Origin of the sequence: Streptomyces sp. NBC_00510, assembly GCA_036013505.1 — a bacterium.
Classification (GTDB): Bacteria; Actinomycetota; Actinomycetes; order Streptomycetales; family Streptomycetaceae; genus Actinacidiphila.
This window is the reverse complement of the sequence record CP107851.1, coordinates 2,933,500-2,956,799: the sequence shown is the minus strand read 5'-3', so window position 1 is coordinate 2,956,799 and position 23,300 is coordinate 2,933,500. Positions and strand designations below refer to the sequence as shown.

23 protein-coding genes are annotated in these 23,300 nt (G+C 73.9%); 8 read left to right on the top strand and 15 right to left on the bottom strand.

From position 1 onward, the window contains the following. The first annotated feature begins 11 nt into the window (after window positions 1–11). Together OG937_13040 and OG937_13035 are read left to right on the top strand one after the other, a co-directional pair. On the top strand, window positions 12–1,172 hold the full coding sequence (locus tag OG937_13040) for a YihY/virulence factor BrkB family protein (protein ID WUD72545.1): 1,161 nt from the start codon (window positions 12–14) through the stop codon (window positions 1,170–1,172). A 44-nt stretch (window positions 1,173–1,216) separates the two neighbouring features. Next, the gene (locus tag OG937_13035; GenBank protein ID WUD72544.1) at window positions 1,217–1,897 is read left to right on the top strand and encodes a helix-turn-helix transcriptional regulator; all 681 of its coding nucleotides are present in this window, start codon (window positions 1,217–1,219) and stop codon (window positions 1,895–1,897) included. Window positions 1,898–1,903: 6 nt separating this feature from the next. Here OG937_13035 and OG937_13030 read toward each other — a convergent pair whose 3' ends face one another. The 5 genes from OG937_13030 to OG937_13010 all read right to left on the bottom strand — a co-directional run bounded on the left by OG937_13030 (window position 1,904) and on the right by OG937_13010 (window position 4,397). After that, window positions 1,904–2,302: a VOC family protein gene (locus OG937_13030; GenBank protein WUD72543.1), complete on the bottom strand. Its 399-nt coding sequence runs from the start codon at window positions 2,300–2,302 to the stop codon at window positions 1,904–1,906. Between the two features lie 91 nt (window positions 2,303–2,393). Beyond that, complete coding sequence (locus OG937_13025) at window positions 2,394–2,867, bottom strand: hypothetical protein (protein ID WUD72542.1); 474 nt, start codon at window positions 2,865–2,867, stop codon at window positions 2,394–2,396. Beyond that, window positions 2,851–3,357 carry a sigma-70 family RNA polymerase sigma factor gene (locus OG937_13020; protein WUD72541.1) on the bottom strand — a complete coding sequence of 169 codons (507 nt, stop codon included), beginning with the start codon at window positions 3,355–3,357 and terminating at the stop codon, window positions 2,851–2,853. The genes OG937_13025 and OG937_13020 overlap by 17 nt, the downstream gene beginning before the upstream one ends. 93 nt (window positions 3,358–3,450) lie before the next feature. Beyond that, entirely contained in the window at window positions 3,451–4,083 is a 633-nt protein-coding gene (locus OG937_13015; protein ID WUD72540.1) for a class F sortase, read from the bottom strand. Next, the gene (locus OG937_13010; GenBank protein WUD72539.1) at window positions 4,080–4,397 is read right to left on the bottom strand and encodes an LPXTG cell wall anchor domain-containing protein; all 318 of its coding nucleotides are present in this window, start codon (window positions 4,395–4,397) and stop codon (window positions 4,080–4,082) included. Before OG937_13010 ends, OG937_13015 begins: the two co-directional genes overlap by 4 nt. A 294-nt stretch (window positions 4,398–4,691) precedes the next feature. Here OG937_13010 and OG937_13005 point away from each other — a divergent pair, with 294 nt between their 5' ends. Then, the gene (locus tag OG937_13005) at window positions 4,692–5,759 is read left to right on the top strand and encodes a hypothetical protein (GenBank protein WUD72538.1); all 1,068 of its coding nucleotides are present in this window, start codon (window positions 4,692–4,694) and stop codon (window positions 5,757–5,759) included. A gap of 231 nt (window positions 5,760–5,990) precedes the next feature. Beyond that, window positions 5,991–7,112 carry a ribosome small subunit-dependent GTPase A gene (gene rsgA, locus OG937_13000; protein ID WUD72537.1) on the top strand — a complete coding sequence of 374 codons (1,122 nt, stop codon included), beginning with the start codon at window positions 5,991–5,993 and terminating at the stop codon, window positions 7,110–7,112. Between the two features lie 42 nt (window positions 7,113–7,154). Here rsgA and OG937_12995 read toward each other — a convergent pair whose 3' ends face one another. From OG937_12995 to OG937_12975, 5 genes are all read right to left on the bottom strand, one after another. Beyond that, window positions 7,155–7,286, bottom strand: coding sequence for a hypothetical protein (locus tag OG937_12995; protein ID WUD72536.1), 132 nt, complete (start codon window positions 7,284–7,286; stop codon window positions 7,155–7,157). Window positions 7,287–7,427: 141 nt separating this feature from the next. Further along, complete coding sequence (locus tag OG937_12990; GenBank protein ID WUD72535.1) at window positions 7,428–8,837, bottom strand: GH1 family beta-glucosidase; 1,410 nt, start codon at window positions 8,835–8,837, stop codon at window positions 7,428–7,430. A gap of 112 nt (window positions 8,838–8,949) precedes the next feature. Continuing rightward, window positions 8,950–9,855 carry a carbohydrate ABC transporter permease gene (locus OG937_12985; GenBank protein WUD72534.1) on the bottom strand — a complete coding sequence of 302 codons (906 nt, stop codon included), beginning with the start codon at window positions 9,853–9,855 and terminating at the stop codon, window positions 8,950–8,952. Continuing rightward, window positions 9,852–10,808 (bottom strand): sugar ABC transporter permease, encoded by a 957-nt coding sequence (locus tag OG937_12980; GenBank protein ID WUD72533.1) that lies wholly within the window; start codon window positions 10,806–10,808, stop codon window positions 9,852–9,854. Before OG937_12980 ends, OG937_12985 begins: the two co-directional genes overlap by 4 nt. A gap of 101 nt (window positions 10,809–10,909) precedes the next feature. Beyond that, window positions 10,910–12,214, bottom strand: coding sequence for an extracellular solute-binding protein (locus OG937_12975; protein WUD72532.1), 1,305 nt, complete (start codon window positions 12,212–12,214; stop codon window positions 10,910–10,912). A gap of 471 nt (window positions 12,215–12,685) precedes the next feature. Between OG937_12975 and OG937_12970 the strand changes: the two genes are divergently transcribed. The 3 genes from OG937_12970 to OG937_12960 all read left to right on the top strand — a co-directional run bounded on the left by OG937_12970 (window position 12,686) and on the right by OG937_12960 (window position 14,681). Beyond that, window positions 12,686–13,711 (top strand): MarR family transcriptional regulator, encoded by a 1,026-nt coding sequence (locus tag OG937_12970; protein WUD72531.1) that lies wholly within the window; start codon window positions 12,686–12,688, stop codon window positions 13,709–13,711. Between the two features lie 60 nt (window positions 13,712–13,771). After that, complete coding sequence (locus tag OG937_12965; protein ID WUD72530.1) at window positions 13,772–14,206, top strand: roadblock/LC7 domain-containing protein; 435 nt, start codon at window positions 13,772–13,774, stop codon at window positions 14,204–14,206. A gap of 85 nt (window positions 14,207–14,291) precedes the next feature. After that, entirely contained in the window at window positions 14,292–14,681 is a 390-nt protein-coding gene (locus tag OG937_12960) for a hypothetical protein (GenBank protein WUD78724.1), read from the top strand. An 11-nt stretch (window positions 14,682–14,692) separates the two neighbouring features. Here OG937_12960 and OG937_12955 read toward each other — a convergent pair whose 3' ends face one another. The 4 genes from OG937_12955 to OG937_12940 form a co-directional block, all read right to left on the bottom strand. Next, complete coding sequence (locus OG937_12955; GenBank protein WUD72529.1) at window positions 14,693–15,742, bottom strand: LacI family transcriptional regulator; 1,050 nt, start codon at window positions 15,740–15,742, stop codon at window positions 14,693–14,695. A 127-nt stretch (window positions 15,743–15,869) separates the two neighbouring features. Next, window positions 15,870–16,691 carry a polysaccharide deacetylase family protein gene (locus OG937_12950; protein WUD72528.1) on the bottom strand — a complete coding sequence of 274 codons (822 nt, stop codon included), beginning with the start codon at window positions 16,689–16,691 and terminating at the stop codon, window positions 15,870–15,872. Between the two features lie 198 nt (window positions 16,692–16,889). Further along, complete coding sequence (locus tag OG937_12945) at window positions 16,890–17,372, bottom strand: DUF456 domain-containing protein (GenBank protein ID WUD72527.1); 483 nt, start codon at window positions 17,370–17,372, stop codon at window positions 16,890–16,892. Window positions 17,373–17,451: 79 nt separating this feature from the next. Further along, the gene (locus OG937_12940; GenBank protein WUD72526.1) at window positions 17,452–18,441 is read right to left on the bottom strand and encodes a helix-turn-helix transcriptional regulator; all 990 of its coding nucleotides are present in this window, start codon (window positions 18,439–18,441) and stop codon (window positions 17,452–17,454) included. A 224-nt stretch (window positions 18,442–18,665) separates the two neighbouring features. Here OG937_12940 and OG937_12935 point away from each other — a divergent pair, with 224 nt between their 5' ends. Continuing rightward, window positions 18,666–20,084, top strand: a complete 1,419-nt coding sequence (locus OG937_12935) for a protein phosphatase 2C domain-containing protein (GenBank protein WUD72525.1) — start codon at window positions 18,666–18,668, stop codon at window positions 20,082–20,084. Here the strand turns inward: OG937_12935 and OG937_12930 are convergent. Continuing rightward, the gene (locus OG937_12930; GenBank protein WUD72524.1) at window positions 20,042–23,224 is read right to left on the bottom strand and encodes a glycosyl hydrolase-related protein; all 3,183 of its coding nucleotides are present in this window, start codon (window positions 23,222–23,224) and stop codon (window positions 20,042–20,044) included. The two genes, OG937_12935 and OG937_12930, sit on opposite strands and share 43 nt — an antisense overlap. Window positions 23,225–23,300: the final 76 nt, after the last annotated feature.

Sequence of the window (23,300 nt, the reverse complement as noted above, 5' to 3'; positions counted from 1 at the left end):
ACGGTAGGCGCGTGCAGGCAGCAGACGAAACACCCGAGCGGCCCAGGCGAGGCCGACTCCACCGGGCGCGGGCCCTCTACAGGAACGTATCCAAGCGCAAGGTGGGCTGGCTGCTGCTCAAGGACACGGTCGACTCCTGCATGGAGTACCGCGTCACCGGACTCGCCGCCGAGGCCGCCTTCTTCGTGCTGCTCTCCCTGCCGCCGCTGCTGCTGAGCCTCGTCGGCGCCATCGGCTACGTCGACGAGATCATCGGCACCGACACGATCGACAACATCCGCGGCAACATCCTCACGGCCGCCGCGACGGTCCTGTCGGACAAGGGCGTCGACCAGTTGATGCGGCCGCTCGTCGACGACGTCTTCGGCGGCGGACGGCCCGACGTGATCTCCATCGGCTTCGTCATCGCCCTGTGGTCCGGATCGCGGGCCCTCAACGTCTTCGTCGACACGATCACGATCATGTACGGGCTGGAGGGCAGGCGCGGCATCGTCAGGACGCGGCTGCTGGCGCTGCTGCTCTACATCGTCGCCCTGGTGATCGGCGCGGTCGTCATGCCGCTGATGGTCGTCGGTCCGGACGCGGTGGTGTCGTTCCTGCCGTGGAGCGAGGCCGTGATCCGGATACTGTACTGGCCGGTCGTCAGCGTGCTGTCGATCGCGTTCCTCACCACGCTGTACCACGTCTCCGTACCGGTGCGGTCGCCCTGGTACGAGGACATGCCCGGGGCGGCCGTCGCCCTGCTGATGTGGGTCCTCGGCAGCTTCGTGCTGCGCATCTACCTCACCCACACCGTCGAGGGCCCGACCATCTACGGATCGCTGGCGGCGCCCGTCGCCGTCCTGCTGTGGATCTTCGTGTCGGCCTTCGCGGTGCTCGTCGGAGCGGCCGTCAACGCGGCCATCGACCGGGTGTGGCCGTCGATCGAGACCGCGGCCGCCCGCGAGGAGAACGCCCGGGCCAGGGAACGCGCCGCCGCCGACCTCGTCGCGGAGGCCGCCGCCCGTCGCGCCGCGTTCGAGTCCGGCCCGGACGACGAGGTCGGTCCGGAGGACCCGCCCGCCGAATTCCCCGAGCGCTGGGCGGGCTTCCTGCCGCCGGAGGACGTGCGGTCCCGGCTGCGCGGGCGCCGGCCCTCGGGCAAGAACGGCGGCAAGCCCCCGCGCGACTGAGGCGCACCCGGCGCGCTGTCGGTGGCCGGTGCCATGCTGGAGCGGTGTACCGGGAACAGGCCTCGACGGTGCCCGGCGCCGTGCTGTGGACGAGGACAGCGGGTGCCGGGGCGGCCCGCGTGCTGCCCGACGGCTGCATCGACCTGATCTGGGGCGAGGACACCGGTCTGTTCGCGGCGGGCCCCGACACCGCCGCCCACCTCTCCGGCAGCCCGCCCGGCACGCGGTACGCGGGCCTGCGCTTCGCCCCCGGCGTCGGGCCCGCCGTGTTCGGGCTGCCCGCGCACGAACTGCGCGACCGCCGTGTTCCGCTGGACGCGCTGTGGCCCGGCGCGCAGGCACGCCGGGCCACCGAGCGCGTCGCCGCGGCCGCCGACCCCGGCGCCGTCCTGGAGGCCCTGGTGCTCGCACGGGACGTGCGGCGCGCGGCGCCCCCGTGGGGCCCGCGGATCGCCGCGCGCCTGGCGGCCGGCGCGCGCGTCGGCACCGTCGCCGAGGACACCGGGCTGAGCGAACGCCAGCTCCACCGCCGCTGCCTGGAGGCCTTCGGCTACGGGCCCAAGACCCTCGCCCGCATCCTGCGCCTCCAACGCGCACTGGGACTGGCCCGCCGCGGCCATCCCTTCGCCGACGTCGCCGCCCGCGCCGGTTACGCGGACCAGGCCCATCTGGCCCGCGACGTCCGCGCCCTCGCCGGCGTCCCGCTCGGCGACCTGCTCTCCTGACCCCGGCTACCCCTGCGGCAGCGCCGCGAAGAGGTCGACCGGGTTCCCGTCCGGGTCCAGGACCACGGCGTACCGCATCCCCCAGGGCGCGTCGAAGGGCTTCAGGTGTCCCGCGTACCCGGCCCCGGTCAGCTCGGCGAACGTCGCGTCCACCTCCTTCGGCCCGTCGCAGGTGAAGGCCAGCGCCATCCGGTGACCACCCTGCGGCGGCGCCCAGGAGGCGTCGAACGACCGGACGGTCTCCACGGTGTCCCACGCCATCCGCAGCCCCCCGGGCAGCGCCACCTCCACATGCGGGTCCGCCTCCACCCCGGCGGGGATCTCCAGCCCCAGCCTGCGGTAGAAGGCCAGCGAGGCGGCCATGTCGGCCACGACGATCTCGACGACATCCAAACGAAGAGTCATGCCGCAACCGTAGGGTCGCGCCGCCCGGCCCGTCTTGAACGAATCGGACACGCACCGCCCCGGCCTCACACGTCCTCCGTGGCGGAGCCGGTCAGCCGCGGGGGCGGGCCGGGGGGTCGTCCGTGGCACGGCCGAGAGGTGTGGCCGAGACGACGTCGGTCTGGCGGGCGGAGGAGGCTGCGCGGCGCGGATCGGGGGCGGCGGGGGAGCCGGTGCGGCGGTCCGGGCCGGGGGTCTCGGACGGCTCCGGGACGGGTGACGTGGTCGGGCGCGGCGAGGGCGGGGGGTCGGCCGCCGGGGGGACGGACACCGCGGGCACGGCCGGCCCGACCGTGGGGCCCTGCCCCGGGGCGGACAGCAGGTGCAGCGGCACGGCGACGACCGCCGCCACCGCCAGGGACACCCCGGCTCCCGCGGCCGCCCGCAGCAGCTTGCGCCGCGCCGCCACGCGGCGGACCTCCCGGAACCGGCCGGGCGGCGGCCCGAGCAGGACCGTGGCGGGCCGCAGCAGGGCGCTCAGCTCCGGGTCCCGCTCCTCGTCCGGGCCCTCAATGGGTGTGATCAAGGCTTCTCCTCAGTCCGGCTCGCAGCATTTCCCTGGCCGCGTGGAGGTCGGCCTTCACGGTTCCTTCCTTCCGCCCCGTCGCGGCCGCCACCTCCCGGACCGGCATGTCGGCGTAGTAGTACAGCAGGATGGGCACGCGCAGCCGCTCGGGCAGCGACTGGACGAGCATCCGCACCGAAGGGTCGGTCTGCCCGTCGCGTCCCTCGCCCTGCCCGTCGACGAGGACCTCCGCGGTGGCGCGGCGCATGGCCCGGCGTTCGCGCTCCAGCTTCCGCCAGTGGTCGCGCACGATGTTGGCCGCCGTGACGTAGAGGAAGCCGCGCGGTTCGTCCACGCTCGTCCAGCGCGCCCACAGCCGGGTGAAGGCCTCCGAGGCGATCTCGTGGGCCGTCTCGTCGTCGTCGACCAGCCGCCGGCACCAGCCGGCCAGGCGGGGGTAGAGGGCGGCGAACAGCTCGGACGCCGCTTCGTCCCGGGAAGACCGTTTCAACACTCTCCACATTCCGTCGTTCATCATGCCGCAGGCGTGCCACCGGACGGCCGGGCCGGGGGGCGTACCGCCACCCGGCCCGGCCGGCCGTCCCTAGCCGCGGTCCCGCGAGGTCAGGGAGGCGAATACCACGACGTTGTCGCGGTATCCGCTCCCGTCGGCGGTGCGGGGGCCGCCGCAGGTGATCAGGCGCAGCTCGGGGCGGTCCACGTCGCCGTAGACCTCCTGGGCCGGGAAGTGCGCCTTGGCCACCGTCCGCACCCGGTCCACGGTGAACTCCGCCGACGCGCCGTCCCGGAGCCCCGCCACGACCCGGTCGCCCGGGCGCAGCCGTGCCAGGTCGCGGAAGACCCCGTCGCCGAACCGGCCGACGGTGACGTGGGCCAGGAGCACGGACGGGCCGAGCTGCCCCGGCGTGGGGGAGTGGCGGTACCAGCCGGCGGGCGAGTGACGCGCCACCGGCGGGACCTCCACCGTGCCGTCCGGGGCCAGCCCCAGTTCCATGACCGGGGTGTCGACCCCGATCGCCGGGATCCGCAGCCGTACCGGGACCGAGCGGGCGAGCGGGGCCGGCGGGGACGGGCGCGTCGGTGCGGCCGCGGGCGGCGCGGAGACGACGGGCGGCGCGGCGACGGGACCGTCACCGGAGCCGTCCGCGCACCCGCCCGCCCAGGGCAGCACGACCAGGGCCGCCAGGACCGCGGCCCACCTCGCGCCCGGGGTCATCCGGCGGTGGTGCGCCTGCGCCGCGTCACCACGAACGTGCCGCCGGCCAGGAGCAGCAGGCCGCCCCCGGCCGCCGCCACCACCGTGCCGTCCGGCCCGTGCGCGCCGGCCGGGGACTGCACGCCGGTGTCGGGCGCACCCGCCGGCACCCGGTCGACCTGACGCGGGGACGGCACCGCGGACGGCGCTTCGCTCGGCGCGGCGCTGCGCGCCGGCGCGGGCTGCGCGCTCGGCCCGTCGGCGAACGCGGGCGCCGTCCCCGCCAGCACCGCGGCGCACGCGACGGCCGCGGCGATGAGAACACTGCTGCGCATGTATCGCTCTCCTTCGTCACCCCGCCCCGCCCCCGGTGGGGCACGGGCGGGTGGTGGCAACTGATCGCGCGGAGAGACGAGGCGGCCCGGAGGCGGGTTGTAAAGAACAGGCAAAGTCGTCCTCGGAGGCTCCTCGCGGGGCCCTCGGTGAACGGCGGGCGACGCGGCGGCGACCGGCCGGAGCCGCCGTCCGGCCGGGCGTCACGGTTGGGCAACACCCAGCTCACGGCCGTAGCCGCAGGCCCTGGCGAGCGCATCATGAGATCCGGGTGGGGACGTCAAAGGGGGCGGGGAATGGTGGAGTTCACGGTAGAGCGGACGCTCAGGAGACGGGGCCGGCGGTGGCTGATCGGAGGTCTGACCACGGTCGCGCTGGCGCTGGTGTGGCTGGTCGCCTCGCGGAGCGCGACGGGCCCCCTGTTCCTGGGGTTCCTGGGGGCCATGGGGGCCTGGAACGGGGCGAGGGACCTGCGAAGGGCGCGGAAGCCGTTCCGGCTGCGGGTCGACGCGTTCGGCATCACGCTGCACGACGCGGAACTCGCCTGGGAGCAGATCGAGGCGGTCTCCCTGTGGCACCTTCCCCACACCGGTGAGGACAGCGAGACCACCACACCGCCCAAGCCGCGGCTCACGCTCTGGACGGCGCCCGGCGTCACGTTCCCCCGCAAGCCCGACCGCACCTGGGACGGCCGGCTGCGGTACACGCTCGTCGACTGCGAGGACCTCGACCAGAGCGTCCCGGAGCTGACGGCCGCGCTCGCCGAGCACGGCGGCGCCGCCTTCGAGACCGCGCCACGGGCCGTACGCCCGCCGATCCCGGTGACCGTGTCGGGACCGGAACTGCGCGTGCCCGGCGGGGAGCGGCAGTTCGTCGACGCCCGGCAGGCCGGCGCCTGGACCCTGGTCTGGGCGGCGCTCGGCGTCGTCTTCAGCTACTCGTTCTGGGAACTCGTCCACGGCGGCTTCACCGGCCCCGAGCCCTTCGGCGCCTTCGGTCCGCTCGGCGCGATCGGCTGCTGGGTCCTCACGGGCCGCTCGTACCGGCGCTGGCGCAAGCCGCTGCGGCTGCGCGTCGGGCCCGCCGGGATCGGTATGCGCGAGGTCACCGGCGAGGAGTCGTTCTTCTCCTGGAAGGACGTCGCGGCCGTCACGGTCGGCCGCCCGCCGACCACCACCGACACCCGCCCCTGGCTGGTGGTGTGGCCGCTGCCGGGCAGCCGTCCGCACAGCAACCCCTCCTACCTGGTCGACGGTCACCAGGCCTTCGCCCTGGTGCGCCTCGACCGGCTGCCCGGCGGCGCGGAGGCCGTCGTCCCGGTGGTACGGGAGTACGCGGGGGAGCGTTACGCCGAGACGGCGTGAGCCGTCCGCGGAAAACCGGTTGCGGGGTCTCCCGGCACACCGGCTAAGGTGTCGCCGTCGGACCGAGAGCAAACCGGGAGGTGTTGGAACGATGACTGCCGTCGAGCTGGGCGCTGCCCGCATCCAGAAGATCATCACCCCCACCTCAGCGGTCGCCGGCTGACCCTGCCCGTCGCGAAGCACCCGACGGCACAACCGCGCGCGACCGCCCTCCCGAAGGGCTCTCCTCCGTTGACCAACGGATCCGTCCCGCAGCCGTCCACCGCGCTCACCGCCTACGGCTGGGACTCCTCACTCGACTCCGACTTCGCCGTCCACGCGGAGCGGGGACTCGCACCCGGCCGCATCGTCCGCGTCGACCGCGGGCTGTGCGACGTCGTCCTCCCCGACGGCTCCGGCGGCCTCAAGGCCGTCCGCGCCGACACCGAGGACGTCTTCACCCGCGACCCCATGGGGATCGCCTGCACCGGCGACTGGGCCGCCGTCGACGAGACCCCGGACACGGGTCCCGCCGTACGTGCCCTGCTGCCGCGCCGCACGACCTTCGTCCGCTCCACCTCCTCCAAGCGCTCCGAGGGACAGGTCCTGGCGGCCAACGTCGACCTGGCGGTCATCGCCGTGTCGATCGCCGCCGAACTCGACCTCGGACGGCTCGAACGCTTCGTGTCCCTGGCGTGGACCAGCGGCGCGCAGCCGCTGGTCGTCCTCACCAAGGCCGACCTCGTCGACGACCCCGGCCACCTGCTGGACGACGCCCGCGGCGCGGCGCCCGGCGTGGAGGTCCTGGTCGTCAGCGCCGCCACCGGCCAGGGCGTGCCGGAGGTGGCGAACGCGCTGGCCGGCACCACGTCCGTGCTGCTCGGGCAGTCGGGCGCGGGCAAGTCCACGCTCACCAACGCCCTGCTGGGCCGCGAGGTCCAGGAGGTGCAGGCCAACCGCGACAGCGACGGCAAGGGCCGGCACACCACGACCACCCGCGACCTGCTGCCGCTCCCCGGCGGCGGGGTGGTCATCGACACCCCGGGACTGCGCGGCGTCGGGCTGTGGGACGCCGACGCCGGTCTCACCCGGACGTTCTCCGACATCGAGGCGCTGGCCGGTGAATGCCGCTTCCCCGACTGCTCGCACGACTCCGAGCCCGGCTGTGCGGTCCTCGCCGCCCTGGAGGACGGCATCCTGACCCACCGCCGGCTGGACAGCTACCGCAAGCTGCTCCGTGAGAACGCGTGGATCGCCTCCCGCACCGACGCCCGGCTCCGCTCCGAGATGCGCCGGGAGTGGAAGCTGCGCTCCGCCGCGGGGCGCGAGATGTACGAGCGCAAGCGCGGCGGCGGCCACCGCAAGGTGTACTGACCGGACCCGGCCCGGCTCCCCGACGGGGAGCCGGGCCGGCGGTCATCCGGCGCCGTTGTGGCGCTCGCCGCCGCGGCGCAAGGTCAGCGGACTGCCCTCGTGCCAGAAGGTGTAGACGATGCTGCCGAGGCCGAGTGTGACGATGACGATGCCGAGGACGATCGAGTAGACCATGGCTCCTCCAGCCCGTTCGGGGCGCGTTTTACCGCACCTTCACCTTCGATGTCCGAACGTGACCTTCCCGTGGCCGTACCGTCTCACACGCGGTGCGACCCAACTCACCTTCACACGGCCCCAGTTGTCCACATGTGCGGCTCATGTCGACGGCAGGCCGCCCCGGGCGACGACCCCGGCGTACCAGCGGGCGCTGTCCTTCGGCGTACGGCGCTGGCTCGCGAAGTCCACGTGCACCACGCCGAACCGCTTGCCGTAGCCGTAGGCCCATTCGAAGTTGTCCAGCAGCGACCACAGGAAGTAGCCCTGGACGTCGGCACCGTCCGTGATCGCCCGGTGCACCGCGGCCAGGTGCGCGCGCAGGTACGCGATCCGCTCCGGGTCGTGGACCTCGCCCTCGGGATCGGCGTAGTCGTCGTACGCGGCGCCGTTCTCGGTGACCAGCAGCGGCGTGTCCGGCAGTTCGTCCCGCAGACGGAGCAGGAGTTCGTGCAGCCCGTCGGCGTCCACCGGCCAGTCCATCGCCGTCCGCGGCCCCGGCGCCGGCACGAACCGCACGTGCCCCTCGGCCCCCGGCCACGGCGACGGCCCCGCATGGCCGCCCGCGGCCACCACGGTCGGGGCGTAGTAGTTGAGGCCCAGCGCGTCCACCGGACGGGAGATCACCGCCAGGTCGCCGTCCTCCACGAACGACCAGTCCGTCAGCGCGGCCGTGTCCCGCAGCAGGTCCCGCGGGTAGGAGCCGCGGAACACCGGGTCCAGCCAGATCCGGTTGGCCAGCGCGTCGACCCGCCGGGCGGCGTCCCGGTCGGCGGCGCTCCCGGTGTGCGGACGCACCGCCGCGAGGTTCAGCGTTAGCGACACCTGGGCCGGCACGGGGAGCCGTTCACGCAGCACGCCCACCGCGAGGCCGTGCCCCAGCAGCAGGTGGTGCGCCGCCCGCAGCGCCGCCTCCGGCTCCGTCCGGCCCGGCGCGTGCACGCCCTGCGCGTACCCCAGGAACGCCGAGCACCACGGCTCGTTCAGCGTCGTCCACAACGGCACCCGGTCGCCGAGCGCGTCCGCGACGAGCCCCGCGTACTCCGCGAAGCGCTCCGCGGTGCCGCGCACGGGCCAGCCGCCGGCGTCCTCCAGCTCCTGCGGGAGGTCCCAGTGGTACAGCGTCAGGACGGGGCGGATGCGGTGGTCCAGCAGCTCGTCGACCAGGGCGCGGTAGAAGTCGAGCCCCTTCTGCACGGCCGGGCCCCGGCCGGTCGGCTGCACGCGGGGCCACGACACGGAGAAGCGGTAGTCCGTCAGGCCCAGCTCCGCCATCAGCGCGACGTCCTCACGCATGCGGTGGTAGTGGTCGGCGGCGATGTCCCCGGTGTCGCCGTTGCGCACCTTGCCGGGCGTGCGGCTGAAGGTGTCCCAGATCGAGGGGGTGCGGCCGTCCTCGGCGGCAGCGCCCTCGATCTGGTAGGCCGCGGTGGCGGCGCCCCACCGGAACCCTTCGGGGAAGGCCGGTGTCGTGTGCGGGGCGTTGGTGGTCCGGGCTGCGGTCGTGGTCATCGGGGCTCCTTGTGTGCGGTCCGTTGCTGTGTGCGGGTGCGTTGCGCCTGCGGCGGGCGGGTGGGGGAGAAACCCCAACCGCAACCACAACGGCGCCGCAGACGAGGACCTGTTAACCCTTCACCGCCCCCTGCATGATCCCGCCCACGATCTGCCGCCCCAGCACCCCGAAAACCACCAGCACCGGCACCGTCCCCAGCAGCGTGCCTGCCATGATCACCGACTGGTCGTGCACATACCCCCCACCCAGCTGCCGCAAGGCGACCTGCACCGTGGGCTCCTGCGACGTGAGCGCGATGATCGGCCAGAAGAAGTCGTTCCAGGACGCCATGAACGTGAGCATCCCCAGCACCGCCATCCCCGGCCGGGCGACGGGGACGACGATGCTCCAGAAGATCCGCGCCGTCGAGGCGCCGTCGACGCGGCCGGCCTCGATCAGCTCGTCCGGCAGCGACTGCGCGAGGTACTGCCGCATGAAGAAGACCCCGAAGGCCGAGACGAGCCCGGGGAGGATGACGGACTGGAGCTGGTTCACCCAGTGCAGCTCCGCGATGAGCATGAAGAGCGGGATGACGCCCAGCTGGGGCGGGATCATCATCGTCCCGACCGTGAGCGTGAGCAGCGCGTTGCGGCCCCGGAAGCGCAGTTTCGCGAAGGCGAACCCGGCGAGCGTGGAGCACAGGACGGTGCCGACCGTCACCGAACCGGACACGATCAGGGAGTTGAGCAGGGCCTTGCCGATGTCGGCCTGCTCCAGCACCTGCCGGAAGTTGTGCACGAGGTTGCCGCCGGGCAGCAGCGACGGCGGGCTCGCGGCCAGCTCCGCGTTGGACCGGGTCGCGGCGACGATCGTCCAGTAGAAGGGGAAGGCGGAGATCACCGCCGCGACGATCAGGAGGGCGTAGGCGAGGCGGCCGCCGTGGTGCTGCCGGCCCGCCCGGGCGGAACGCAGGCGGGGGAGGGGGCGTGCGGTCCCGGCGTCGCGGCCGGGCCGCGGCCGTGTGAGGAGCGCGCTCATCGACGGGTCCCCTTCCGTGAACGGCGCCGTGCCAGCGCGGTGTTGAGCAGCACGAGCAGGACGATGAGGACGAACATCACCCAGGCGATGGCGGCGGCGCGGCCCAGGTGGAAGTAGCCCCAGCCCTGCTCGTACATGTAGAGGCCGAGGGTCTGGTACTGGTGGGAGATGCCGCCCGAGATGCTCCCCTCGAACAGCAGCGGCTCGCCGAAGAGCTGGGTGGCGCCGATGGTGGAGACCACGATGGTGAAGAGGATCGTGGGCCGCAGGCCGGGCAGGGTGACGTGGAGGAACTGCCGCCACCGCGAGGCGCCGTCGAGTTCGGCGGCCTCGTACAGGTCCCCGGGGATGGACTGCATCCCGGCGAGGTAGATGAGCGCGTTGTACCCGGTCCACCGCCAGGTGACGATCGTGGACACCGCGATCTGCGAGGCGACGGTCCCGGACTGCCAGTCGACGGGCCCGATGCCGGCCAGTCCGAGCAGCCAGTTGACCAGGCCGAAGTCGCGGCCGAAGAGCTGGGCGAAGACCAGGGTCGCGGCGGCCACGGACGTGGCGTACGGCAGGAGCATCGTGACCCGGAAGAAGGTCCGGCCCCGCAGCTTGTAGTTGAGCAGGTGGGCGAGGCCGAGCGCCATGAGCAGCTGCGGCACGGTGGAGACGACCCCGATGGTGAAGGTGTTGCGCAGCGCGGTCCAGAAGAAGTCGTCGCGCAGGAGCGCGGTGTAGTTGTCCAGGCCCCGCCATTCCATCGCGCCGGGGGTCTGGAGCTCGACGCGGTAGAGGGAGACGTACGCGGTGTAGAGCAGCGGGAACAGCCCGAACGCGGCGAAGAGCGCGAAGAACGGCGCGACGTAGGCGTACGGCGACAGCCGGGCGAGCAGTCGCCGCGGGGGCGCCTGGGCTGCCGGGGGCCGGGCGGGGGGCACCGGCGCGGTGGCGGTCAGGGTCATGGGGCGGGACCTTCGGGTCGGGGGCGTACCGGGGCGGGGCGGCCGGGCGCGGAGGACCGGGGAACGGTCCGCCGCGCCCGGCGCCGGCGGGGCGGGGGCCGTCAGCCGACGGCGTTCTCGACGCCCTTCCTGGCGTGGCTCCACGCCGTCGCGGAGTCCGTGCCCTTGCGTTCGACCTCGCCGAGCGCGTTGGTGATCTGCTGGTTGACGTCGCCGTCGTGCACGCCGAGCACCTGCACCGGGGAAGCCTCGGCGGCGGCGCCGAAGATCTGCCCGATGGGCGCGTCGCTGAAGTACGGGTCGGTGACGTCCTTGACGGACTCGATCGCCCCGACGTTGGAGGGGAAGCTGCCCTGCTTCTTGAAGAGCTTGGCCTGCTGTTCCGCGGCCGTCAGCCACTTGACCAGCGCGAAGGCTTCCTTGGCGTGCGCGGAGCCCTTGGGGATGGCCAGGTAGGACCCGCCCCAGTTGCCCGCGGCGCCGCCCGGGAGCGGGGCGACGTCCCACTTGCCCTTGCCGGCGTCCCCGGCCTGGCCCTTGATGTAGCCCAGCATCCAGGCGGGGCAGCCGATGGTGGCGAAGGAGCCGCTGCTGAAGGCCTGGTTCCAGGCGGGGGTCCACTGGGCGAGTTTGGCGCTCAGCCCGTCCTGGGCGGCCTGCACGGACAGGTCCCAGGCCGAGGTGATGGCGGCGTTGTCGTCGTAGATCAACTTGCCGGAGGCGTCGTAGTAACGTTCCTTCTCCTGGCCGACGATGACGGAGTAGAGGCTGCCGACGCTGTCGACCCAGGCGCTCTTGGCCCCGGCCCTCGCCTTGTACTGCTTGCCGAGCTCCAGGTAGCCGTCCCACGTGGACCACTTCTGCGCCAGTTCGGCCCGGTCGGTGGGCAGGCCGGCCTGCCGGAACAGGTCGGTGCGGTAGCAGATCGCCTCGGGGCCGACGTCGGTGCCGAGCCCCAGGGTGCGGCCGTCGGAGGTGGTGGCGGCGGCCCACTTGGCGGCGGAGAAGTCGTCCTTGAGGTCCTTGGCACCCAGGGCGCCCAGGTCCTCGAACTTGTCGGCCTGCTGCTGGGTGACCGACGCGATGCGGCCCACCTCGATGCCCTGGACGTCGGCGAGGCCGCCGCCGCCCGCGAGCCGGGTCTGCAGGGCCTTCCAGTAGTCGGCCTCGTTCTCGGTGCTGCTCTCCTTGACGGTGACGCCGGGGTGGAGCTTCTCGTACTCGTCGTACAGGCCGGCTTCCTTGTAGCCGAAGGTGCCGAACAGGTCGACGGTGATCGTGACCTTGCCGTCCTTGTCCGCGGACGTGCCGGTCGAGCCGGATCCGCAGGCGGCGAGGAGCGCCCCGGCGAGCGCGACCGCCCCGAGTCGGAGGGTGGCGCGTCTGGCGGCTCGGGCGATGGGCATGGAAGCCTCCCATGGCTTCGGGACGGGTGAGAGGGCCCTTGTTCGCGGTTCTTGAGAGCGCTCTCAAGCGATGCCCAGGAGAGTGCCGCCGCACCCGGTGATTCGTCAAGAGTCGAATGGATAACGGCCGGTGGGGCGGCCCCGGGCCCTGCGCGGCTCCAGGTCCTGACGGCATCGCCGGCGTCCTGACCCTTCGCGAACCCCTCCGGGTGCCTCCACCCGTTGGCGCGGAAACGGTCGTGGAACGGCACGGAATTGACATCTGTAGGGCTCAAATACTCGTCCTCGGCCATGTCGTGCGATGGCCGGAGGAGCGTGTCGGAGGGCTGCTAGAAATTACCCGCCGGCGTGATTGTTCGTGCATGAGTACGGCATTTCCGCGCCTCCCGTCCCTATGTCCGCGAGCCCGCCCGCCCGTATGCCCGAATAACCGCAGCAAGGGGAGCGATGACCTCGGCACCATCGGGTTCCGTGCCCGCCCGGAATGCCGCTCACGGTCTGCTCGGCCGCGCGCTGTCCAGGTGCCGCGACGAACGGGCGACCGGGGTGCTGCGCGTGCAGGGCAGCCCCGGCGGGGCCTTCCATCTGCTCGACGGCGCGGTCGTGGCCGTGGAGAGCCCCGGGGCGCCGGGGGTGGGCACCTTGCTGGTGCGCTCCGGGCGCATCGACGCCGACGAGTGGAACGCCGCCCACGACGCCGCCGGGACGGGGCTGTGGCCGGGCGCGCCGATCGCCGCCGGCGGACGGCTGGGCACGGCCGAGTTCCAGGTGCTGCACATGATGGCCGTCCAGGACGCGGTCTTCGCCGTGCTGGCCGGACGTCTGGACAACTGCGCCTTCGACCCCGCCCCGCCGGGAGCGCCGCGCACCGTGCCGCCGCCCGGCCTGGGCAGTGGGGTGGAACCGGAGGAACTGCTGGTGGAGGCGGGGCGCCGGCTCGCCGCGCTGGCCGCCCTGCCGCGATCGGTCTCGCCCGACCGCGACCGGGTCGCCGCCGTGGGGCCGCCCGCGTGGGCGGACGAGCCCCTGGCACCGGTGCGCCGCGAGATCCTCGGCTGCGCCAACGGACGGCGCAGCCCCCGGGACATCGCGTTCCTGATCGGCCGCGGGGTCTACACGATCACCGTGGAGGTCGCCCGGATGTGCGCCGAGGGCCTCGTCGAGACCGTCCCGGCTCCGCCGGCGCACCCGTTGCCGCCGCCGGCCCGGGCGCCGCTGCCCGACCCGTTCGCCACGACACCGGCGGAGCCGGCGGGCCCTGCCGCGCCGAGCCCTCCGGTCGCGTTCCGGGAGGGCGCTGCGGACCCGGACCCGTACCCGCCCGTACCGGAGTGGGAACCGGGGGACGTCCCCGTCGCGGCCCCCGGCGCCGAGGGGCTGCCCCGCCGTGAACCGGGCGCCAGCGGTATTCGCGAGGCGCTCGACGCGAGCCGCCCGCAATCGGGCTGGAAAGGATTTCTCCGGCCGCGAGGACGGAGCCGGACCGATTCCCCGTGACCGAAATCCGCGGGGACCAACGGAACACCGACCGAAGGGAATTCAAGGAGGTGCACGTGCATGAATCATGACGCCCTGGTCGCCGAGATGCGCGCTTTGCGGGACCAGGTGGTCGGCGTCACCGACACGGCCGTGGCGGCCGTCGACGGCCTGCTGATCGCCGCCGACACCGAGGACGCCATCGACCCCAACGGGCTCGCCGCGCTGGCCGCCGCCAGCCTCGGGCTCGCCCGGCGGATCGCCATGGCGGCCCTGCGCGGCCCGCTCCGCAGGACCGTGACCTGCAGCAGCGGCGGCTACACCGCCGTCTACGCGGTCGGCGAGACCGCGCTCCTGGTCGTCGTGGGCGACGAGGGCATGAACGTCCCCCAGCTCCACGTCGAGGCCAGGTCCGCCGTCGAGCGCATCGGCGCGATCCTGCTGGCACCCGGTCCCGGACCGGGCGCCGTGCCCGCGCCGGAGTCCGCGCACGACCCCGAGGGAGTCCTCGGATGACGACCCAAGTCTCAGTGAAGACCGCAGAAGGAGTGCTGTGAGCACCACCGGAAAACGCCCGCACGGCAACCTGTCCGACCAGGTCATGGCCCTGGTGAAGAACCTGCGCCAGGAGGTCCCCGACTGTCTCGCCGCCGGTGTGGTCGACATGTCGACCGGCATGCTGCTCTCCGTCGACACCGTCGACAGCCATCCGCCGGAGGTCCTGGACCTGCTCGCCGCGGCGACCCTCGACCTGTTCCAGGGGCGCACGGTGGTGATGATCGAGGACGTCTTCAAGGAGCGCCGCGGGGTCACCAGTGACGCGCACTACTTCCAGGAGATCCTCGTCAACAGCGACAACCTGACCCACCTGTTCATGCGGAACAACCTGAACGAGGACGTCGTCGCCGTGGTCGTCTGCCGCCGCTCGGTCAACGTGGGCATGCTCTTCGCCCAGGCCCGCCGTGTGGTCAAGGAGCACAGCACGCTCTGAGGCCCGGCCGGTCAGGCGCTGGCGCGCCGCACCAGCCGGGTCGGGGTGACGAGCGAGGACAGCGGACGGCCGCCGCTGTCCTCCTCCGTCCGCCGCTCCAGGCCCCGGACGAGCAGCCTGACCATCAACCGGCCCATCTCCTCGATCTCCTGACGGACCGTCGTCAGCGGGGGGTCGGCCAGCTCCGCCACCGAGACCATGTCGTCGAAGCCGACCACGGCGACGTCCTCCGGCACCCGCCGGCCCCGCTCGCGCAGCACCCGCAGCGCACCGCAGGCCATCAGGTCGGAGGCGACGAAGACGGCGTCGACGTCCGGCGCCCGGTCCAGCAGCACGGCCATGGCACGCGCCCCGCCCGCCTCGGAGAAGTCGCCCTCGACGATCAGTCGCGGGTCGGCGTCCATCAGGATGTCGTGGTAGCCGTCGAGCCGGTCCACCGACGCGGTCTGGTCCAGCGGCCCGGTGACGGTCGCGATGCGTTCCCGCCCCAGCGAGAGCAGGTGGCGCACCGCCTCGCGGGCGCCGCCGCGGTTGTCCGAGTCCACGTAGAGCACGCTGCGGTCCCCCTCCGCCCCCGGCCAGCCGGGGCGCCCGCCGAAGACGGTGGGCAGCGCGATCCGGCGGATGATGCCGGGGAGCGGGTCCTCGGCGTGCAGCGAGAAGACCAGCGCGCCGTCCACGTGCCCGCCGGCCAGGTAGCGGCCCACCCGGTCGTAGTCGGCCGTGCCCTCCACCAGCAGCAGGACGAGCTGCGAGTCGTGCACCGCCAGCTCACGGCTGATGCCGAGCAGCTGCTGTGCGAAGAAGGGGTCCGCGAAGACCCGGCTCTCCGGCTCCGCGACGATGACGGCGACGGCCCCGGTGCGCCGGGTGACCAGCGAGCGGGCGGCCTGGTTGGGCACGTAGCCCAGCTCCTCGACGGCCTTGCGGACCTTGTCCACCAGTGCCTCGCGCACGCCGGTCCCGCCGTTCACGACCCGGGAGACGGTGGCCCGGGAGACCCCGGCCCGTTCGGCGACGGCTTCGAGCGTCGGGCGCGCTCCGGAGATCTGGTCGGACAAGGGGTGCTCCTCTCGGGACGGGAACAGCGTAGTCCCTCCAGGAAGCGTGGAGAGAGCGCTCTCCCCGCAGCTCGCGGGCCGTTTCTGAGAGCGCTCTCTCGCCTGTTCCCGGCCGCCCGCCCGGCGGTCAGCGCACCGGGAAGCCGAAGGTGCGGCCCTGCTGCTTCAGCCAGGGCAGGATCTCCCGCAGCGCCTCGACGGTCTGGCCGCGGTCCCCGCCCGCGTCGTGGAACAGCAGCGTCGGCCCGTTGGAGATCTCGTTCTTGACGGTGGACACCAGCGCGGCGGTGCCCGGCTGCTTGAAGTCCTCGGAGTCGACGTTCCAGCCCAGCGGGCGCATGCCGCGGGAGGCCGCCAGCTGGCGGCTGTACGGGGTGAACGCGCCGCCCGGAGCCCGGTAGTACAGCGGCCTGACGCCCCCCGAGGCCTGGGTGATCATGCGCTCGGCGTCCAGGATCTCCTTCGCCTGGTACGCGCGCGGCTTGCCGTTCATCGTCGTGTCGTGCGTGACGGAGTGGTCGCAGAGCCGGTGCCCGGCGGCCACCACCGCCTTCACCAGGTCGGGGTGGGCCCGGGCCTGCGGGCCCACCATGCAGAAGGTCGCCTTCACGCCGTTGTCCTGCAGCACCTGGAGGATCTGCGGGGTCCACTGCGGGTCGGGCCCGTCGTCGATGGTGATGTTGACACCCCGGGGGCCCTTGTCGGAGGCGTGGGCGATGTCCATGTTCACCACGGGGGCGGGCAGTTCGGCGTCCGGCACGGAGGTCTGCCCGGGTATGGGCCGGGGCTTGGCGGAGGCGGAGGGCTTCGCCGGACGTACCGCCGCCTGCGGCCCGTCGGGGGTGCCGGCCTGGGCGGTCCACACCGATGCCAGCGCGGCCACCCCCGCCACGCCCACTGCCGCCGCCAGCACCCGGCCGTTCGTCCCGCGCATCCCGCTCCACCCCATGTCCGCCCCGCTCCTCGTGTCCGGTGTCCCGTACCTGTGTTCCGTACCTGCACACGGGAGGACGGGGGAGGGGCACCGGGGGATCCGGCTGTTACGGAGCCCTGACAATTCCGCCGGAGGACGGCGACGGAGCGGCCCGAACGGCCGCCGCGCACCCGCCGCTTGCGCGCGGCCGGGCACCGGCGGGCACCGTGGGACCTACGAGGTGACGACGGCCCCCAGCCACGCCCCGGCGACCAGCAGGCACGCGAAGAGCTCGACCAGCAGCGCAGTTCCTGCGGCCCGCATGGCCGTACGGGTGGAGGACCAGGCCGCGCCGTGGCTGCCGAGCCGCATCCGCTCGCCGCCGTAGAGGGACAGCGTGAAACCGGCCGGCGCCCCCACCACCGGCAGCAGGAAGAAACCCGCGACGGCCCACAGCCCGGCGACGAGGAAGGCCCGCCGGGGGAGCCCCGCGTCCCGCACCGACCGGGTGGGCAGCAGCAGTTGGACGGCCTGGTTGAGCAGCAGCACACCGGTGGCCGCCGCCAGGACGCCCCGGGACACCGTGGTGTGCAGATGGGTCGCCCACCACAGGACCGCGGCCCAGCACATCAGCGGGCCCGGCGCGCCCGGTACGAGCACGCCCCACAGTCCGGACAGCATGACGGCACCGATCAGGCACAGCTGTCCGGTCCCCATGGGCCCAGCGTGCCCGAAGCCGGGCCCCGGCGCCCCCTGGTTTTCCGGCCTCGTCGGCGGCGCCCCAAGTCCCCGCGCCTCAGCCGGGGGTGCGCTCCACCCAGCCCCGCTCGTACGCGTGCCAGCCCAGCTGCAGCCGGGTCGACACCTCGGCGAGTTCCATCAGCCGCTTCACCCGGCGCTGCACCGTCCGCAGCCCCAGTTCGAGCTGCTTGGCGACGCTGGCGTCGGTGAGCCCGGCCAGCAGCAGCGACAGGATCTGCAGGTCGACGGCGTCGGGCGCGTCCGGGGGCTCCTCCCGCAGGGCGCCGCCGGTGTCCAGGCGGATCGGCAGGGCCTCGCGCCAGACGTTCTCGAAGAGGGCCATCAGCGAGTCCAGCAGCCCGCTGCCGTGGACGACCAGCGCCGCCGGGCCGGCCGCGTCCCGGGCCATGGGCACCATCGCCAGCGAACGGTCGGCCAGCACCAGCTTGGTCGGGACCCGGTCCACCACCCGCACCTGTTCCTCACGGCCGAGGGCCGCCGTGAGTTCTGCGATGCCGTTGGGCCCGCTGATGACCTCGCGCTCGATGACCACGCGGAAGGTCACCCCGCGTTCCACGGCGCGTTCCTCGGCGGTGTTCTCCATCCCCGACACCACCATCGGGGTGCCCGTCACCAGGGCGCAGACCTCCTTCTCCGCGCCCAGCTGGAGCTGGTTGAAGCGGTGCGCCACCGCGCTCGCCCCGGTCACCACCTCCACCAGGTCGTGCGCCGAGGGCTCCGCGGCCTCGCCCCGGTACTCCTGCGCCAGCACGGCGGCCGTGAGCTCGGCCTGTTCCAGATGGTGCCGCTGCTGGGTGAGCAGGGCGCCGAGCGCCACCGTGGGCGGGGCGGCCACCCAGCGGCCGGGCCGGGCGGAGGACTGCGCGACCAGCCCCTGCCGCTCCAGCAGGCGCAGTATCCTGGCCGCCTCGTCCTCGGGCATGCCGAGCCGGTGCGAGAGGTCGACGACCTCGGCGGCTCCCAGCCCCACGAGGGCGCGGTACGCCGCCTCCTGGGCATCGTCCAGCCCTATGGCACCGAGCACGGGCACCCCTTCCGGATCCGAGGAACGCAAGACGCGGGCATGGCGGAAATGAGCCATGGCGTAATCCCGCCGCCCGCCATCATCCCTGCTCGAACCCCTGTCCTGGCAAGGTGTCCCTACTGGATCGTCCGACGTGCGGCCCGAGGAGGGAGCCGGCCGCCCGTCGGACCATTCGCGTGTCCGAACCCTGTTTCGCCGCGGGCCCGCCGGTGGACAATAGGGGCATGAGTCAGCAGGGGGAGACGGACCGCCGCCAAGAGGACGAGTGGTGGCGGCAGTTGTACGGGCAGCCCGACCCCGCGGGCCGGGAGCCCGGCGACACGCTGGACGACCGCTACAGCTCGGCGCTCTCCGCGCTCGGCGAGGAGGCGGACGGCGAGGAATCGGACGGCGGCGGCACGGCGCCGTGGCGGACCGCCCCGCAGGACACGGCCGCGCCCGGTGACACCTGGTACGTCGGCACCGATGCGGGCACGGCCCCCGGCAGCGGTGCGGCAGGAGAGGCCGGCGGCGCCGCCGCGGACGACGCCGGCCCGCCCGACACCCTGCGGCTGCGCCGCCCCGCCCCGCCCCCGGCCGCCGCCCCGCGCCCCTGGCAGTACCAGGGCCCGCCCCACCCCCAGGCGCTGCCCGAACCGGCCCCGGAGCCGCCCGGCCTGCCTCCGGGCTGGGCCCCCGCCGAACCCGCCCCGGATCCCGCGCGGTCCGCGGCGCCCGCGGCACCCGCCGCCCCGGCCGTCCGGTCCGCACCGGCCGGCCTGCCGGAGCCCACCCTCGCCGAGGTGCCGTACGTCGGCGACGGCCCGCCCACGTACGACCCCGAGCCGACCGCCTGGCCGGCGGCCGACCCGGACGACCTCGACGACCTCGTCCCGGACACGGAGCTCGACGGGGCCCGCTACGGCCTGCTGACGATCCGTACGGCCTCGGTGCGCGGCGACTCCGCCCGCTACCGGGGCGAGCCGCGCCGTGACGCGGTCCTGACCGCCCGCTTCGGCAGCGGCGACGACGCCCTGCTGCTGATCGCCGCCGCCACCGGCCCGCGCACCTCGGACACCGCCCACCGCGCGGCCCGCGACGCCTGCACCTGGATGGCGGCGGCGGTGGGCCGCAGCCAGGCCCGGCTCGGCGAGGACATCCGCGCCTCCCGCCGGGGCTCCCTGAAGTCCGGCCTGCACCGGCTCACCGACCGCTGCTACGGACGGCTGCGCGCCCGCGGCGAGGACCTGGGCCTGGACCCGGCCGAGTACAGCGCCACCCTCCGCTGCCTGCTGCTGCCCGCCGATCCCGACTGCCGCATCCGTCTCTTCTTCGGCGTCGGCGACGGCGGGCTCTACCGCATCCGCGGCGGGGAGTGGCAGGACCTCGACCCCTGGCGGCCCGACGAGCGCGCCGAGACCGAGGACAGCCCGGCCGTACGCTTCCGCTTCCGCGCCTCCGTGGCCCGTTCCGGCGACACCCTGCTGCTGTGCAGTGGCGGACTGGCCGGGCCGCTGCGCGGCGAGCCCGCCCTGGTCGCCCGACTGACACAGCGGTGGGGTGCCGCCGAGCCCCCCGGCCTGCCGGCCTTCCTCGGCGACACCCAGACCCGGGTCAAGGGCTACGCGGACGACCGCACGGCGGTCGCCGTCTGGGACGCCTGACGCGGCCCCGGGGTGAGCCGCAGCGTCAGGATCTGGAACGGGCGGAGCGCGACGGCGACCGCGTCGCCCTCGCGTTCGGCGTCCTCCAGCGGCCGCTCCAGCAGGTCGGTGACCCGGGCGCGGGCGAGCGGGAAGCCCGTGGTGAGCACACCCGAGGCGCGGTCGCCCCGCGACTCGTACAGGCGCACCACCACGTCGCCGGAGCGGTCGTCGGCGAGCTTGACCGACTCCACGGTGATGCCGGGGTGACCGACCCGCAGCAGCGGCTGCAGCGGCGGCAGTGAATCCGCCCGCCGCAGCGGCAGGTTGAGCGCGAGCCCCGCCGCGACCGCGTCGCCCACCGCCGCTCCGGGCAGCAGGGCGTAGGTGAAGCGGTGCGTGCCCTGGTCGGTGTGCGGATCGGGGCTGTGCGGGGCGCGCAGCAGGGTGAGCCGGACGGTGGTGTCGGTGCCGGAACGGCCCGCGTCGTGGCCGTAGGTGGAGTCGTTGAGCAGCGCCACCCCGTAGCCGGGCTCGCCGACGTGCAGCCAGCGGTGGGCGCAGATCTCGAACCGGGCCGCGTCCCAGCCGGTGTTGGCGTGGGTGGGGCGGTGCACGTGCCCGAACTGGATCTCGGCGGTGGAGCGCTCGGCGAGCACGTCGAGCGGGAAGGACGCCTTCAGCACCTTCTCCGACTCGTGCCAGTCGGCTTCGGTGAGCACGTCCAGCCGGCGGCTGCCGGCGGTCAGCCGCAGCTCCTGGACGACCCGGCTGCCGCCGAAGGCCCGTACGACCCGGACGGCGGCCCGCAGCGGGCCCTCCTCGACGAGCTCGACGGACTCCGCCGACGTCAGGTCGGTGTGCTTGCGCCGGTAGTGGCGGTCGATGTCCCAGGCGTCCCACTTGGTGGGGTGGTCGGGGTGCAGCTGCAGCAGGTTGCCGCGCGCCCCCGGCGCCAGCACCTCCCGGCCGGCGGTCAGGTCGCGGACGGAGGTCAGCAGCCCGTCCGCGTCGACGGCGACCCGCAGCAGGCCGTTGCCGAGCACGATCAGCCCGCCCTCCCGCACCGCGCTCACCGGGTCCGCGGCAGCGGCTCCCGCGCGGTCCAGGGCGGCCGCCGTGCCCAGCGCCGGGACGCTCGCGGCCACCACCGCCCGGCCGTCCGCCAGGGGCTGCGCGCCGCTGCCCGCCGGCAGGGCGGCCACCGCGGCGGCGTCCAGCTCGACGACCTCCTCCCGCGCGTACGGCGAGGCGTTGAGCAGGGCGGGGGAGCCCTGGGACCCGTCGCAGGCCAGCGCCCGCACCGCCCCCGCGATCAGGTCCTCCAGCTCCTGCCGCACCACCGCGTAGGTGTCGCGCGCCTCGCGGTGCACCCAGGCGATGGAGCTGCCCGGCAGGATGTCGTGGAACTGGTGCAGCAGCACCGTCTTCCAGATCCGGTCCAGCTCCTCGTACGGGTAGGCGTACGAGGACGGAGCGCCCAGCGCGGCCGTCGTGCACCACAACTCGGCCTCACGCAGCAGGTGCTCGCTGCGCCGGTTGCCCTGCTTGGTCCTGGCCTGCGTGGTGTACGTCGCGCGGTGCAGCTCCAGGTAGAGCTCCCCGGACCACACCGGGGCCCGGTCGCCGTACTCGGCCTCGGCCGCCGTGAAGAAGGCGGCGGGCTTCTCGATCTCGACCCGGGGCGCCCCCTCCAGGGAACGCAGCCGGCGCGCCTTCTCCAGCATCTCCCGGGTGGGACCGCCGCCGCCGTCGCCCCAGCCGAACGGCACCAGGGAGCGGGTGGCGCGCCCCTTCTCGGCGAAGTTGCGCACCGCATGCGCCAGTTCGCGGCCCGCGAGCTGCGAGTTGTAGGTGTCGACGGGCGGGAAGTGGGTGAAGACGCGCGTGCCGTCGATGCCCTCCCACCAGAAGGTGTGGTGCGGCATCTTGTTGGACTGGTTCCAGGACAGCTTCTGGGTGAGGAACCAGCGGACCCCCGCGAGCTTCGCGAGCTGCGGGAAGGCGGCGGTGTAGCCGAAGGTGTCCGGCAGCCAGATCTCCTCGGTCTCCACGCCCAGTTCGTCCAGGAAGAAGCGCTTGCCGTGCACGAGCTGCCGGGCCAGCGCCTCGCCACCGGGCATGTTGGCGTCGGACTCGACCCACATGGAGCCGACGGGCACCCAGTTGCCGTTCCTGACGGCCTGCTGGATGCGCTGCCACACCACCGGCTGGTGCTCCTTCACCCAGGCGTACTGCTGGGCCTGCGAGCAGGAGAAGACCAGCTCGGGGTAGTCGCGGGCGAGCGCGGTGACGTTGGCGAAGGTGCGGGAGGCCTTGCGGACGGTCTCCCGCAGCGGCCACAGCCACGCCGAGTCGATGTGGGCGTGGCCGGTCGCCGAGACGCGGTGCGCGCTGGCGTGCGCGGGCCGGGACAGTGCCCCGGCCAGTTCGCGCCGGGCGTCCGCGGCGGTGCCGTGCACGTCGTGCAGGTCGAGCGCGTCCAGGGCGTCCTCCAGCGAGCGCAGGATCTCGTGGCGGCGCGGATCGTGGAAGTCCAGCTCGTGCATCAGTCCCTCGAGGACCTCGACGTCCAGGACGAGGTGCCAGACGTCCTCGTCCAGGACGGCCAGTTCGGCGGTGTCGAAGCGGTAGAGCGGCTCGGACCCCGCGGTCAGCACGTCGCCGAGCGGGGTCGGACGCCAGTCACGGAGCACGGCGGGGTTGGCCGCGGCCTCGAGCAGCAGGCTCACCCGTTCGCCCCCGGCGGCCGGAGCGGCCACCGGGACATGGCGGTTGAGCGGGTGGACGCCCTTGATCGGCACCCCCTCGGCGTCGTACACCATCCCCTCGGCCACGAAGCCCGGGCCGTCGTTCCCGAACCCCGGGTCGATCACGGCCTCGACCCGGCGGCCCGCCCAGGCCGCCGGCACCGTGCCCTCCAGCCGGAACCAGCTGGTCGACCACGGCGGCCCCCAGGGCGTGCCCACGGAGAACGGTTCGAACGCCCCGTCCGACGAGGCCTTCAGCGCCTCACCGACCGGCACGGGCCCTCCTTTCCCGTCCCCCACATGCCACACCGACATGCCCAGCGGCACCCGGTCGGCGTACCGGGCGGGCCGCACGAACTGGTTCATGGCCCTGGTCAGACGGCCCTCGACCAGCAGACGGTCGTCGTGCATCTCAGCTCCTCGGGTCGGCTCACCGGATGGATTCCCCGTCAATGCGGTGGTGTCCCGTAACGCCCGGAAGGCGGAC

Excerpts from the sequence above, each read along its gene's own strand:
- OG937_13015 (WUD72540.1), bottom strand. The coding sequence starts at position 4,083 with ATGACCCCGGGCGCGAGGTGGGCCGCGGTCCTGGCGGCCCTGGTCGTG.
- OG937_12965 (WUD72530.1), top strand. The coding sequence starts at position 13,772 with ATGAATCATGACGCCCTGGTCGCCGAGATGCGCGCTTTGCGGGACCAG.
- OG937_13005 (WUD72538.1), top strand. The coding sequence starts at position 4,692 with ATGGTGGAGTTCACGGTAGAGCGGACGCTCAGGAGACGGGGCCGGCGG.
- OG937_12980 (WUD72533.1), bottom strand. The coding sequence starts at position 10,808 with ATGACCCTGACCGCCACCGCGCCGGTGCCCCCCGCCCGGCCCCCGGCA.
- OG937_12950 (WUD72528.1), bottom strand. The coding sequence starts at position 16,691 with ATGGGGTGGAGCGGGATGCGCGGGACGAACGGCCGGGTGCTGGCGGCG.
- OG937_12945 (WUD72527.1), bottom strand. The coding sequence starts at position 17,372 with ATGGGGACCGGACAGCTGTGCCTGATCGGTGCCGTCATGCTGTCCGGA.
- OG937_12935 (WUD72525.1), top strand. The coding sequence starts at position 18,666 with ATGAGTCAGCAGGGGGAGACGGACCGCCGCCAAGAGGACGAGTGGTGG.
- OG937_12985 (WUD72534.1), bottom strand. The coding sequence starts at position 9,855 with ATGAGCGCGCTCCTCACACGGCCGCGGCCCGGCCGCGACGCCGGGACC.
- OG937_13030 (WUD72543.1), bottom strand. The coding sequence starts at position 2,302 with ATGACTCTTCGTTTGGATGTCGTCGAGATCGTCGTGGCCGACATGGCC.
- OG937_12960 (WUD78724.1), top strand. The coding sequence starts at position 14,292 with ATGGCCCTGGTGAAGAACCTGCGCCAGGAGGTCCCCGACTGTCTCGCC.
- OG937_12975 (WUD72532.1), bottom strand. The coding sequence starts at position 12,214 with ATGCCCATCGCCCGAGCCGCCAGACGCGCCACCCTCCGACTCGGGGCG.
- OG937_13010 (WUD72539.1), bottom strand. The coding sequence starts at position 4,397 with ATGCGCAGCAGTGTTCTCATCGCCGCGGCCGTCGCGTGCGCCGCGGTG.
- OG937_12995 (WUD72536.1), bottom strand. The coding sequence starts at position 7,286 with ATGGTCTACTCGATCGTCCTCGGCATCGTCATCGTCACACTCGGCCTC.
- OG937_12990 (WUD72535.1), bottom strand. The coding sequence starts at position 8,837 with ATGACCACGACCGCAGCCCGGACCACCAACGCCCCGCACACGACACCG.
- OG937_12930 (WUD72524.1), bottom strand. The coding sequence starts at position 23,224 with ATGCACGACGACCGTCTGCTGGTCGAGGGCCGTCTGACCAGGGCCATG.